The sequence below is a fragment of the Intrasporangium chromatireducens Q5-1 genome (assembly GCF_000576575.1).
GTDB classification, from domain to species: domain Bacteria; phylum Actinomycetota; class Actinomycetes; order Actinomycetales; family Dermatophilaceae; genus Intrasporangium_A; species Intrasporangium_A chromatireducens.
In genome coordinates this window covers 1-12,889 of the sequence record NZ_AWQS01000112.1, presented here as the reverse complement: position 1 = coordinate 12,889, position 12,889 = coordinate 1, and the positions used below count along the sequence as shown (strand labels likewise).

9 protein-coding genes are annotated in these 12,889 nt (G+C 70.9%); 1 reads left to right on the top strand and 8 read right to left on the bottom strand.

Going from position 1 to position 12,889, the window contains the following annotated elements; translation table 11 throughout:
- Nucleotides 1-34: 34 nt before the first annotated feature.
- From N864_RS13350 to N864_RS13320, 7 genes are all read right to left on the bottom strand, one after another.
- Complete coding sequence (locus tag N864_RS13350; RefSeq protein ID WP_034717529.1) at nucleotides 35-2,026, bottom strand: S53 family peptidase; 1,992 nt, start codon at nucleotides 2,024-2,026, stop codon at nucleotides 35-37.
- 187 nt (nucleotides 2,027-2,213) lie between these two features.
- On the bottom strand, nucleotides 2,214-3,554 hold the full coding sequence (locus N864_RS13345) for a guanine deaminase (RefSeq protein ID WP_051518555.1): 1,341 nt from the start codon (nucleotides 3,552-3,554) through the stop codon (nucleotides 2,214-2,216).
- The gene (xdhC, locus tag N864_RS13340; RefSeq protein ID WP_034717528.1) at nucleotides 3,551-4,405 is read right to left on the bottom strand and encodes a xanthine dehydrogenase accessory protein XdhC; all 855 of its coding nucleotides are present in this window, start codon (nucleotides 4,403-4,405) and stop codon (nucleotides 3,551-3,553) included. The genes N864_RS13345 and xdhC overlap by 4 nt, the downstream gene beginning before the upstream one ends.
- Nucleotides 4,402-6,975 carry a xanthine dehydrogenase molybdopterin binding subunit gene (gene xdhB / locus N864_RS13335; RefSeq protein ID WP_081793810.1) on the bottom strand — a complete coding sequence of 858 codons (2,574 nt, stop codon included), beginning with the start codon at nucleotides 6,973-6,975 and terminating at the stop codon, nucleotides 4,402-4,404. The genes xdhC and xdhB overlap by 4 nt, the downstream gene beginning before the upstream one ends.
- Nucleotides 6,972-8,492, bottom strand: a complete 1,521-nt coding sequence (locus N864_RS13330) for a xanthine dehydrogenase small subunit (protein WP_051518554.1) — start codon at nucleotides 8,490-8,492, stop codon at nucleotides 6,972-6,974. The genes xdhB and N864_RS13330 overlap by 4 nt, the downstream gene beginning before the upstream one ends.
- Nucleotides 8,493-8,766: 274 nt before the next feature.
- Nucleotides 8,767-10,704: a 2-oxo-4-hydroxy-4-carboxy-5-ureidoimidazoline decarboxylase gene (gene uraD / locus N864_RS13325; RefSeq protein WP_034717526.1), complete on the bottom strand. Its 1,938-nt coding sequence runs from the start codon at nucleotides 10,702-10,704 to the stop codon at nucleotides 8,767-8,769.
- Between the two features lie 129 nt (nucleotides 10,705-10,833).
- The gene (locus N864_RS13320; RefSeq protein ID WP_034717525.1) at nucleotides 10,834-11,769 is read right to left on the bottom strand and encodes an alpha/beta hydrolase family protein; all 936 of its coding nucleotides are present in this window, start codon (nucleotides 11,767-11,769) and stop codon (nucleotides 10,834-10,836) included.
- Between the two features lie 107 nt (nucleotides 11,770-11,876).
- Here N864_RS13320 and N864_RS13315 point away from each other — a divergent pair, with 107 nt between their 5' ends.
- Nucleotides 11,877-12,428, top strand: a complete 552-nt coding sequence (locus tag N864_RS13315; protein ID WP_034717524.1) for a helix-turn-helix domain-containing protein — start codon at nucleotides 11,877-11,879, stop codon at nucleotides 12,426-12,428.
- A 7-nt stretch (nucleotides 12,429-12,435) separates the two neighbouring features.
- Here N864_RS13315 and N864_RS13310 read toward each other — a convergent pair whose 3' ends face one another.
- Nucleotides 12,436-12,690 carry a hypothetical protein gene (locus N864_RS13310; RefSeq protein ID WP_034717523.1) on the bottom strand — a complete coding sequence of 85 codons (255 nt, stop codon included), beginning with the start codon at nucleotides 12,688-12,690 and terminating at the stop codon, nucleotides 12,436-12,438.
- Nucleotides 12,691-12,889 lie beyond the last annotated feature (199 nt).

Sequence of the window (12,889 nt, the reverse complement as noted above, 5' to 3'; positions counted from 1 at the left end):
CGGGCGAGCGCTCGCCCGCTCAGCGGCATACGTGCTACCGCTTGTTGACGGCCGCGATGTACGACGCGGTCGGCGCGCCGACACCGGTGACCTGGTCCCAGCCGGTGCCGGTCTTCAGGCTCGAGTCCTCGTCGAAGGTGCGCACGCTGGGCGTCGTGCCGTTCGAGCCGTTCAGCCCGTTCTTGTAGTCGACCCGGATGTTGCCGGGGTCGCCCTGCGGCGTGACGTCGAAGTAGACACCGGTCTTGTAGAGGTCGTAGATCAGCGGGTTGGCGAAGCCGATCCGCGACCGACCCTGCTGCGCCGAGGCGTTGAGGCCCGCCAGGAGCGGGGAAGCGAGGCTCGTGCCGCCGATGCGGTACTCGCCGTACTTCGTGCCCTTGCCCCAGACGGTCTGCAGCCCGAAGGTCTGCGTCTCGCCGACGAGCATCCCGGTCGTCGGGTCGGCGTCCATCGCGATGTCCGGGACGCCGCGGCCCTTGTCGCAGGTCGTGACACCGGCCTGGTAGCCCGGCTGCCCGAACCAGTCACTACAGCCGCCACCGGCTCCGTAGAGGAAGCCCTGGTCGACCCAGCCGGTCTTGTCCGCGCTCAGGACGGCCTTGTGAGTGCCCCAGCCGGTCTCGAACTTGCGGGTGCCGTCAGCCGCCACCGCGAGCGACGTGCCGCCGACCGAGGTCACCCACGGGTCGGAGGTCGGGAACTCGGTCTGCTTGACGCCCCAGGCAGCGAGGTCGTCGCCGTTGTCGCCGGAGGAGTAGTAGAAGCCGATGCCCTGGGCGGCGGCTTGCAGGAAGATCGAGTCGTAGGCCGCGACGAGCGCGTCGTCGATGACGGGGGTCTTGACGCCGTTGACCATCACCCAGGTCGGCTCGCCCCACGAGTTGCTCACGATCGAGGCCTGGTCGTCGGTGACCGCGCGGGCCATGGAGGCGAGCAGGTCGTCGTCGTAGCAGCTGGCGGCGCCGTAGTAGAGCACGTTGGCGTCGGGCGCCATCGCGTGCTCCGCCTCGACGTCGAGGGTCTGCTCGCCGTACCAGCCGTTGCCGCCGCAGTCGGCGACCCGCTGCGGGTCGTAGCCCCGCGAGCTGTGGACCTGGAACTGCCCGTGCCGGAAGGGCTGGTCACCGTGGCGGGTGCTGTAGGTGTTCGCGTCCTTCTCGAGCCAGGGCGAGGTGAACGCGTCGGTGATCGCAATGGACTGGCCCTTGCCCGTCTTGCCGCTTGCGGTGACGCCGTAGGCATCCCGGAGCTGCTTGCCGGTGTAGCCGCAGACGGCGTACGGCAGCTTCTGGCCGTCGTAGGACGGCAGGCCGGTTGCCATCTTCTCTCCGTAGTAGGTCGAGCACGGCGGTGCGTTGACGAAGCCTGCCGGCGGGCCGAGCTGCACGCGGTGGCCGTTGTTCGAGCCGGGCACGTCTGGACTTCCCGTCGAGGAGGGGCTCACCTTGTGCCCGAGAGTGTCGATCCCGGTGATGGCGAGGACGTGCGAGGCGACCGATGACGGTACTGTCACGGCACTCGTCGCGCCGGTGACGGAGTCGCCGTTGACCGTGTACTGCCGGATCCCCGCGGTGAAGGCGGCGTTGACCGCTGCCGGGGAGCCGGCGACCGCGAGGAAGTGGTTGTCCGGCCCGGTGTCCTCGACCTTGAGCCCTGCTTGCTTGAGCCACGCCGTGACGCTCGCGACGTCCGCCGAGCTCGGTGCGAAGCGGCTGGCGTACTGGCTCGCGCTGAGATAGTGGCCGTAGGACGCTGAGCCGGGCGTCGAGACGGCCCTGGCCAGTGCGGTGAGCTGGGAGCCGTTGCGGGGGCTCAGCCAGACCTTGACGTGGACGGTGCTGTTCGAGGACAGCGGGCTTCCTTTGACGTGCTTGGTCCAGCCCGAGGCGGAGCTGACCTGGTGCCGTCCGTTCGACTGGCCGGCGGCGTGTGCAGTGCCCATCATGGTGAGGCCGCCGATCGTGAGCCCGGTCAGGGCTGCGGTGGTCGCGGCGGCGGAGCGGAGCAGTGGGTGTCGTGCCATAACCGATCCTCTTCGTGGAAGGTGCAAACGGTTTCGGCGACGCACGTGCAAACGTAGGGGCTCATAGGCGACGTAGACAAGACCCTCAGCAATCGTGCAGCGCTCGGCGCCTACCGCTGACACCCGCTGCGAAAAGGCGTGACCGCCCGTGAGAGGACGCGAGAGGACGCGGGGGGCCGGGGGCCGCTCAGCAGCCCGCGGCGAGGTCTCCCGCCACGGGGTCGGCCTTGACGCGGTCGGCCCGGATGCGGTCGCCGGCGACCCACACGCCGCCGATGTCAGCGGGTGTCGCGAGCGCGAAGGCCTTGGCGAGAGCCTGTTCGGGCGAGGTCGCGTGGCGGAGGCCGACGTCGAACGGCTCTCCGGCCCGAGGCCGCAGCCACACCGCGTCGAAGGCCTTGCCAACGGACAGGTTCCCGACGACCTCTCCGAGTCCGAGGGCCGCAGCCCCCGAGCACGTCGCCAGATGGAGGAGGTCGGCCGCGGTGAGGGAGGTCCCGTCCTCGTCCAGCAGCTGCTGGACGAAGTAGGCCTGCAGCCCCTCCTTGAGCAGCGAGAAGCCGGTCCCAGCCCCGACATCGGAGCCGAGTGCGACGCGCACTCCGTGGTCGAGGTGGCGCCGCAGCGGGAAGAGCCCGCTGCCGAGCGCGGAGTTGCTCGACGGGCAGTGCGACACGGCCGCGCCGGAACGTCCGAGCAGCTCGAGCTCGTCGTCCGTCGGGTGCACGTTGTGGGCGAAGACCGATGTCGCGCCGACGAGTCCGTGCCGGTCGTAGGTGTCGAGGTAGTGGTGGGCGGTCGGGAACCTGGAACCGACGGCGGCGATCTCGGCCGGGTTCTCGTTGAGGTGCGAGGTGAACCACGAGCCGGGCACGTCCTTCAGGACACGGTGGCACGCGTCGAGCAGGTCGTCCCCGGCGGAGTAGGAGAACCGCGGCGTCACGGCATACCGGGTCCTGGCGTCGGGACGGTGCCATCGCTCGGCAAGGAGGCTGGCCTCGGCATAGCTGCGCTCCGGGGTCGTCAGGAGCGCCTCCGGCAGCGAGCGGTCGCTCACGACGAGACCTGCCGTGACGCGCAACCCGACGCGGGTCACCTCCTCGAAGAGGACGTCGACGGCAGGTGCGAAGTGCGACCCGAAGACGAGGGCCGTCGTCGTCCCCGCGGCGGCGAGCCCGCGGACGAAGTCGGCCGCCACGTCGCGGGCATAGTCGACGGACGCCAGCCGTGCCTCCTCGGGCAGGGCGCACTCGTCGAGCCACTGGAGCAGGGGCATCCCGAGGCCGCCGATGATGCGCACTTGCGGGAAGTGGACGTGCGTGTCGACGAGGCCCGGCAGGAGCAGGCCGGGGCGCAGGTCGACCACGGCGTCACCCGGATGGGCGGTCCGGACCGTGGTGTAGGCGCCGCGCTCGGTGACCACCCCATCGACGACGCGCACGCCGGCGTCCTCGTCGGCCCGCAGCGCAGCTGCCGGGAAGGGCGAGTCGTCGGTGATGTCGAGGACGGTGGCACGGTAGATCGTCACGGGCGTGACTCCCTCGTGGCGGGGCGCCGCGCCGGTGTCGGTGCACCACTGTCGCGCTCGCGCTGGAAGGCCACGAGGAGCGCCGCGGCCACGGAGACGGCGATCGTCGCGGGGTCCTTGCCGGTGAGGTCGGGCAGCCCGATGGGGGTCGTGATTTGGGCCACCGCCTCGGCGGAGTGGCCCTCGGCGGCCAGCTGCCCCTGGAAGCGCCGCCACTTGGCCGACGAGCCGATCAGGCCGATCGAGCCGAGGTGGCCGCAGCGCAGCGCCATGTCGCAGAGTGCAGCGTCCTCGGCGTGGTCGTGCGTCATGACGAGGACGTGCGTGCCGGACGGCACCTGGCCGAGCACGATCTCGGGCACCGGTGCGTGGTGGACGTGGACGCGGGCGACGGCGTCGTCGAGCACGGCCAGTCGGGCCGGGTCGACGTTGTCGGCCCGCGAGTCGACGAGGTACAGCTCGATGTCGTGTCGGGCGAGGATCCGGGCGAGCTCGAGGCCGACGTGGCCGACTCCGAAGATGGCGACGGCCGGGACGACTGGCAGCGGCTCGAGCAGGATGGAGACCTCACCGCCACAGCACTGGCGGCCGTGCATAGTGGGGGCCTTGTCCGTCAGGGAGAAGGTCAGGGTCTCGGGAGTCGTCCCCCCGGCCTCGAGCAGCTCGCGGGCGCGCTGGACGGCGCTCGCCTCGAGGTTGCCGCCGCCGATCGTGTCGTGCACGTCGTCGGCCGTGACGACCATCTTGGCGCCCGCCTCGCGTGGGGCGTGGCCGCGCACCTCCGTGACCGTGACGACCACTGCAGGACGGCGTTGCTCGCGCAGTCGCTGGGCCGCCCGGAGCCAGTTCATCTCTTCACCTGCGCCGGCGGGGTGGCGGGGTAGGCGCCCCGTTCGAGGTCGGTCGGTATGGCGTGTGCCCGGGTCGCACTGGCGTGTCCGGCGCCGGTCCCGTCCACCGACGCGCCGTCCCGGCCGTTGCCATGACCGTCAACGCGGTGACCGTCCCGCGGCACCGCGGGCCGCGATGCGTGGTCGGCGGCGTGCTCGATGACACTGGTGTCGCCCCCGGCGCGAGCCTGCTCGATCGCCCAGTACACGGCTTCCGGAGTGGCGGGGGAGTCAAGGTGGACGCTGGTGCCCGGGGCGCCGAAGGCGGCGGCGGCCTGACGCAGTGCCTCACGGACGGAGAAGGCGAGCATGAGTGGCGGCTCGCCGACCGCCTTGGAGCCGTAGACCACGCCCTCCTCGTGCGCGTGCTCGAGCAGCGAGACGCGGAAGTCGGCCGGCATCTCCGAGAACGATGGGAGCTTGTAGGTGCTCGCGGCCTGTGTTGCGAGCCGGCCCCGGGTCGGCCCGTCGCTCTCGTCCCACCGCAGGTCCTCGAGGGTGAGCCAGCCGGCGCCCTGCACGAAGCCACCCTCGATCTGGCCGATGTCGATGAGCGGCGAGAGGCTGTCGCCCACGTCATGGACGATGTCGACCCGCCGGGTGCGGTAGGCGCCCGTGTAGCCGTCGACCTCGACCTCCGCGGCGGCGGCGCCGTAGGCGAAGTACTTGAACGGATGGCCCTGGAAGATCGTCGAGTCCCAGTGCAGGCCCTCGGTCCGGTAGTAGCCGGCAGCAAAGAGCTGGACCCGCTCGAAGTAGGCCGCGACGACGAGGTCCTCCCACGAGATGCCGTGCGGCTCAGCGGGATCCGCGTGGTTCCCTTCCTGTGGGTCGGAGCTCAGCGCCATACCGTCCCGGAAGCGAATCGATGCGGCGGGCACCCCGAGACGGGCAGCGGCGACCTCCGCGAGTCGCTGCGTGATCTGCTCACACGCGTTCTTGATGGCCCCACCGTTGAGGTCGGCGCCCGAGCTGGCCGCTGTGGCCGACGTGTTCGGCACCTTGTCGGTGCGCGTGGGGGCGAGGCGGATCCGGTCGAGTGACACGCCCAGGGTCGTTGCAGCGACCTGCAGCATCTTCGTGTGCAGGCCCTGCCCCATCTCGGTGCCGCCGTGGTTGATGAGGACCGAGCCGTCCTTGTAGACGTGCACGAGGGCGCCCGCCTGGTTGAACGCCGTGAGGTTGAACGAGATGCCGAACTTGACTGGTGTCAGGGCCAGCCCGCGCTTGACGTCGTCGTGCGTCCGGTTGAACTCAGCGATCGCTGCGCTGCGCGCGGCGAGGTCCGCCTGGTCGAGGACTGCCTGCCAGGTCAGCTCCATCCGCTCCGGGTGGCGGACCTCCTGTCCGTACGGCGTCGTCTGGCCCTCGGTGTAGAAGTTGCGGCGGCGCAGCTCCGCCGGGTCGATCCCGAGGCGCGGCGCGCACCGTCCGAGGATGTCCTCGATGACGAGCATGCCTTGGGGCCCGCCGAATCCGCGGAAGGCCGTCTGGGACGTCTTGTTGGTCTTGGCGATTCGGCCGTGGATGCAGATGTCGGGGATCCAGTAGGCGTTGTCGACGTGGCAGAGCGCGCGCGCGAGCACCGGCTCGGACAGGTCGAGGCTCCAGCCGCCGTCGGAGGTCAGCGTCGCGTCGAGGGCCTGGAGGCGGCCCTCGTCGTCGAACCCGACCCGCCACGAGGCGTGGAAGCCGTGGCGCTTCCCGGTCATGGTGATGTCCTGGGTCCGGTTGAGGCGCAGGCGGACCGGGCGGCCGGTGAGGGCCGCTCCCAGCGCCGCGACGGCGGCGAAGCCGTGTGGCTGCATCTCCTTGCCGCCGAAGCCGCCGCCCATCCGGAGGCACTGCACGGTGACCGCGTGGCTGGGCACGCCGAGGACGTGGGCGACGATCTCCTGGGTCTCGCTCGGGTGCTGCGTGCTGGACTGGATGAAGACCTGTCCGTTCTCGTCGAGCTGTGCGATGGAGGCGTGCGTCTCGAGGTAGAAGTGCTCCTGCCCGGGGAACTCGATCTCGCCCGAGAAGACTCGCGTCGCACGGTCCAGCCCGGCGGCGACGTCGCCGCGGACCATGACGGGCTGGGCGCCCTGGAAGGACTCGGCCTCGATGGCCTCGCGCACCGTGACGAGCGAGGGGAGCGGCTCGTAGTCCACCTCGACCGCGGCGGCGCCGAGGCGGGCCGCCTCCAGCGTCTCTGCGAGCACCCAGCAGACAGCATGCCCGTGGAACATCACCTCGGTCGGGAAGAGCGGCTCGTCGTGCCGCACCCCGGCGTCGTTGACACCAGGGACGTCTGCCGCGGTGAGGACCCGCACGACGCCGGGGACCTCAAGCGCCTTGTCGAGGCGCAGGCCGGTCACGCGGGCGTGGGCGTGCGGGGACTGCACCGGGTGGGCGTGCAGGACGCCGGCCGTCCGACCGACGAGGTCGTCGGTGTACAGCGCCGCTCCGCTGACGTGCAGCGACGCGCTCTCGTGCGGGAGGGTCCGCCCGACGACCGGGGCGGCGGGGCGTTCGGAAAGATGGCTCATGCCGGGTTCCCCTCTCGGTTCAGGTGCTCCGCATGGAGCCGCAGCAGCGCCGTCCCGAGCATGGCGCTGCGGTAGGCGGCGCTCGCCCGATGGTCGTCCATCGGCGTGCCCTCGCTGCGCATCACCTCGGCCGCGGCCCGCACCTGCTCCCGGGAGAAGGGCCGGCCCTCGAGGGCCGCCTCGGTGCGGGTGGCCCGGATGGGGGTCGCCGCCACGCCGCCGAGACCGATCCGGGCCGTCGTGACGATGCCGTCCTCGACCCTGAGCGCGAAGCCGACCGCGACGCTCGAGATGTCGTCGAACCGGCGCTTGGCGATCTTGTGAAAAGCGGTGACCGGACTGAGCGGGAGCGGAATCCGAACCGCCCTGATCAGCTCGTCCGGGCGCCGAACGGACTCCCGGTAGCCGGTGAAGTACTCCGAGAGCGGGACCTCCCGGTCGCCTTGCGCCGAGGCGAGGACCACCCCCGACTCGAGGGCGAGCAGCACCGGAGGGGTGTCGCCGATGGGGGAGCCGGTGCCGAGGTTGCCGCCGATGGTCGCGGCGTTGCGGATGAGTCGCGAGGCGAACTGCGGGAAGAGCTGGTCGAGGAGCGGGACGCGGCCGGCGAGTCCCTCCTCGATCTCGGAGAGGGAGAGCGCCGCCCCGAGCTCGATGTGGTCCGCGTCGATGCGCAGCTCACGCAGCTCGGGCACCCGATCGATCCCCACCACGAACGGGGGCCGGGCACCGCGCAGGTTGACCTCGACGGCCCAGTCGGTCGAGCCGGCGACCAGCACGGCGTCCCGGTGCTCGGCGAGCAGGTCGATCGCCTCCCGCAGGCTGGTGGCGCGGGCATAACTGCCGGTCTCGGTGGCGTAGCGCGTCGAGACCGGCGCCGGCGCCGGCTCGGTGCGGCGTCGGGCCAGGTCGTCGCCCTCCTCGGGGAGGCCGAGGGCGTAGGCAGCATCCCGGATGGGGCGGTAGCCGGTGCAGCGGCACAGGTTGCCGGAGAGGGCGTGCAGGTCGAAGCCGTTCTCGCCCAGCTCACCGTCCTCGCCCAGCTCACCGTCCTCGCCCAGCTCAGCGTCCCCGCCGGCGCGGTCCGCGGCCGTGACCCGGCCGGGACGGTAGTACTCGGCAGCCATGCTGCAGACGAAGCCGGGCGTGCAGTACCCGCACTGGGAGCCACCACGGACCGCCATCTCGTACTGGACCGGGTGAAAGGCATCGGGTGTGCCGAGCCCCTCGCTCGTGAGGACCTCCTGCCCGTCGAGCGCAGCCGCCGGGACGAGGCAGGCGTTGATCGCCGTCCACCGGGTCCCACCAGCAGGGTCGGGCCTCGCCACGAGGACCGAGCAGGCACCGCACTCACCCTCGGCACAGCCCTCCTTGGCCCCGGTGAGCCCCTGCCCCCGGAGCCAGTCGAGGGCGGTGGTGTGGGCCGGCACGTCGAGCCGCTGTGCCTGTCCGTTCACGGTCGCGGTCACCGGTCGTGCCGGGGCTTCCTGCTGGGTTGGCGCTGTCGACAATGGCATTCACTCCTTCGCACGGCGCACCGCGCTGTCCAGGACCGGCAGGCGAAGCCGGTGCATGGTTGGAGGTGAACCGACCTGCTGGTTATCCATGCAGAACAGCGAGTCGGGCGCTGCCTTCGAGCGTACGGGTCGGCCCCCTCCTTTTGGAAGACTTCCAGAATGGGCCTTCGCTGTCGCGGACGGGCCGTACGTCGCGGGGAGGTGGGGGAGCGGAACCGCGCCGCTCCCGCTGGGCGGCTCTGCGGCATACCTCTGTTCGTGCTCCTGCGACGGGTCAGGTCTGGGAGCCGAGCGTGCCCATGCCACTTCGCGCGGCGTGCACCGGGTTCGTGTCCGCGACGAGGTCGTCGAAGCGGTAGCCGGCGATCCGAGCGGCCTCGACGAGGGCCGCGGCGCGCTCCTGTGCCGGCGAGTTCTCGAGCCGGGCCCACCCCTGCCGGAGCACCTGCGCGAACGAGTCGCGGTCGCGCACCGAGAGGATGAGCGGGAAGCCGAACCGCTCCTCGTAGCGGGTGGTGAGGTCGGCCAGCTCGTCGTGGTCCTTCTCGTCGAGGCGGGTCAGGCCGAGCGCCGACTGGTCCCGGAACGAGACGTCGTCGGGCTGCGCCGTCGCGACGCTCGTCGCGCCGAGCTGCGGGTAGGAGGACAGGAGCGCCGACTGCTCCTCTCGCGTGCCGGCGAAGAGCGCGTCCTGGAAGGCGCGGCGCAGGTCGCCCGTGTCGTCGAAGGGCCGGTGCTCGTAGGCCGCCTCGACGACCCAGGTGAGGCCCTGGAAGAGCGAGCCGAACGTGTCGACGAACCGCTCCCGGCTCATCGCGTTGACCTCGTCGAGCCGGATCAGGGCGCCCGGGGACCCGGCGACGGCCGGTCCCCGGTGGGCGCCGACGTGGTGGAAGACGGCGTTCAGCACGATGGCGGTGATGCTGCCCAGCGTGATGCCCGAGCCGAAGATGATCTGTGCCCACGAGGGCACCGCCTTCGCGATGTCGGGCTGGGCCGTCACGTACATCGCCAGGCCGAGGCTCGTGGCCACGATCACGACGTTGCGGTGGTCGTGGAAGTCCACCCGGGTCAGGGTCTGGATGCCGACGACGGCGACGGTCGCGAACATCGCAAGGGCAGCGCCGCCGAGGACCGGGTGGGGGATGCCGGCCACGATGGCGCCAGCCTTCGGGATGAGCCCGAGGATGATCATGATGACGCCCGCAGCAGCGACGACATAGCGGCTCTTGATCCGGGTCAACCGGACGAGGCCGACGTTCTCGGCGAAGCAGGTGTAGGGGAACGAGTTGAGGATCCCGCCGATCGTCGTGGCGAGGCCGTCCGCCCGCAGTGCCCGTCCGATGTCGTCGCGGGTGATCCGCTTCTCGACGATCTCTCCGGTGGCGAAGACGTCACCGGTCGTCTCGACCGCCGTGATGAGCATGACGACGATCATCGAGATGATCGCGGCGACGGAGAACTTCGGCCAGCCGAAGTAGAAGGGCGTCGTGACGCCGACCCAGTTCGAGGTGGCGACGTTGTCGAAGTGCGCGTCGCCGAGGACCCACGCCACCAGCGTGCCGATGACCAGGCCGAGCAGGACGGCGACCGTGGCCATGAAGCCCCGGAAGACCCGCTGGATGACGACGATGAGCGCCAGGGTGCCGACCGCGTAGGCGAGGTTGCGTCCGCTCGACGGGTTGAGCGTCGGACCGGCCCCACCAGCGGCGTCGGCCGCCGCCACGGGGAGGAGGGCGATGCCGATGATGGTGATGACCGAGCCGGTCACGACGGGCGGGAAGAAGCGGATCAGCCTGCTGAAGTACGGGGCGATGAGGAACGTGAAGAGGCCCGAGACGATGACCGCGCCGTAGATCACGACGAGGCCCTCGGTGCCGCCGCCGGCAGCCAGGCCGATCGCGATCATCGGCGAGACCGCGGTGAACGTGACGCCCTGCAGGAGGGGTAGGCGAACCCCGACCTTCCAGAAGCCGATCGACTGGATGATCGAGGCGATGCCGCACGTGAAGAGGTCGGCGTTGATCAGGTGGATGAGCTGCTCGGTGGTCAGCCCGATCGCTCCGGCGAGCAGGATCGGGACGATGACCGCTCCCGCATAGAAGGCGAGCACGTGCTGGAACCCGTAGATGGCCAGCTTCGGCACCGGGAGGACCTCGTCGACCGGGTGGCGGAGGCGAGCCGGCGCGGAGTCGACGGGCGGTGCGCTCATGGAGATCCCTTCTCGGCGAGGCGACGTTGCCTCGATGCCACGACGTGGAAGGACAGGTCAAGCGCCGAAACTGTAGGGGCTGCGCACCGGCCCGTCAATGGTGGCGGGATGGCATTGGCGTCTATGGCATCAGCCCTCCACGCCCGTCGTCGTGTGGGCATGATCGGTCACCCACGTCGTCATCCGTGCGAGCAGCTCGGGGTCGACCGGCCGCTTCACCTCGGTCTTGTAGGCCCGGAGCGAGGCCTCGCCCGGCTGGCGCCGGAGCAGGTGCGTGAGATCGGGAGCGGCCCAGGTCTCCACCGGTCCGGCAACCGTGCGTGCGATCACCTCGAGGTCGTGCCAGTCGACCTGGAGATCCTTGGTGCCGGTGATGGCCAGGACGGGCGACGTGATCCGGGCGAGGTCGTCCCGCGGGTCAAGGTCGAGGTACTCGCGGAACCACTTGGCGTTCGTCTTCACGCCGTCCATGCGGACGATGTCAGCGGTCGTGGAGCGCAGTTTCTCGTGGTTCTTGCGGACCCTCGTCGTGACGTCGGTGCGTACCAGCCTCAGCAGGAGCCGGATCGGTTTGGGCAGGGACCCTGCGACCTGCGCGCTCTGCCAGACCAGCACCTTCGCTCCCGGCTGTGCCGCCGCGCTGAGCAGCACGACGCCCGCGAGGGACGGGTCGGCGGCCCCCAGAGCCGCAGCGGAGATCGCGCCCTCGCTGTGGCCGATGACGAAGACGGCGGACTGGTCCGTCTCCGGGCGGCGACGCAGGGCGGCGAGCGCCTCGGTCGCCTCCGCGACCCGGTCGTGCACCCCGAAGCGGCGCCAGTCGCCTGCCGCCTTGCTCTCGCCGACGCCGCGCTTGTCGTAGCGGAACGACGCGACACCGCGGGCCGCCAGTGCCTCAGCGATCTGGCGGGTCACGTCGAGGGGCATCCGCGGGTGGCTGGAGTCGCGGTCCACCGGCCCTGACCCGGGCACGAGCAGCGCGGTCGGAAAGGGGCCGGGCCCGGGGGGAAGGAGGAGCGTGCCGGCGAGCGTGTCGGTGCCGACGGTGAGGTGGAGTGTCGTCATGGTGGTATTATTATCAATCACGAGAATGATGTCAAGACTGATAACAATGAGTCCGGCAGGATGGCTGCGGTGAACACTACGGCCGAGGCGAGACGAAGGAGAGTGTGATGCGAGCCAGCGAGCTGGTCCTGCACCCGGTGCGGTTGCGGATCGCCCAGACCTTCCTCGGTGGCCGCCGGCTCACGACGGCAGAGCTGCGCGAGGAGCTGCCGGACGTGGCCCCCGCCACCCTGTACCGCCAGGTCGGCGCGCTCGTCGACGGCGGCATGCTCGAGGTCATCGATGAACGAAAGGTGCGAGGAACTTTCGAGCGCACCTACCAGCTGCGCGAGGGGGCGGCCTCGGTCGAGGCCGACGAGGCGCGCGAGATGTCCGACGAGGAGCATCGCCGGGCCTTCTTGACATTCGTGGCCGGCATCCTCGCCGACTACGACCGCTATCTCGCGGGTGGCGACGTGGACCTCGCCCTGGACCTTGTCGGCTACCGCCAAGTCGCACTCAACCTCACGGACGACGAGACGATGGCCATGGTCACCGAGCTGCGCGAGGTCGTGGCGGCCCGGGTCGGTCTGCCTGCCGCTCCAGGGCGTCGACGGCGCCTTTTCACGACCATCCTCATGCCGACCGGGGAGCCACCGGCCGCGTCGTCAAGCTCCTGAGCGGGGGTCAGGGCGCGGTGCTGCCGGGCGTCTCGCCACCACCGGGCTTGCCACTCAGGCCGCTGCGCATCGAGGCGGGGTCGTCGACCGCCTCCTCGCCGCTGCGACCGTTGTCACCGTCGATCTCGTTCGCCCCGGTCACCGAGTCAAGCAGCTCGGCCCCGACGTTCTCCTCCTCGCGTCCCTCGTGCTCCTTGGCGGCCTCGAGGTCGCCCTGGTCGGGGTCGCTGCCAGTGGTCCCGGTGCTGTTCGTCGTGTCCATGCGTGGGGCGTACCCGGTCCGATCCGTCGGCAACCCGCCCGGATCAGCCCTGGTAGCCGGCCCGCCGCAGCGCGTCAGCGATGGCGCTGTCGCCCGGTGGGGTGTCCCGTCGGCTGTCCCGTCGGTTGTCCCGGCGGCGGTCACCGCCGGTTTGGCGGCCGGTCGTGCGGCGTCGGCCGTCGCCGTCGCCAGCGCCGCG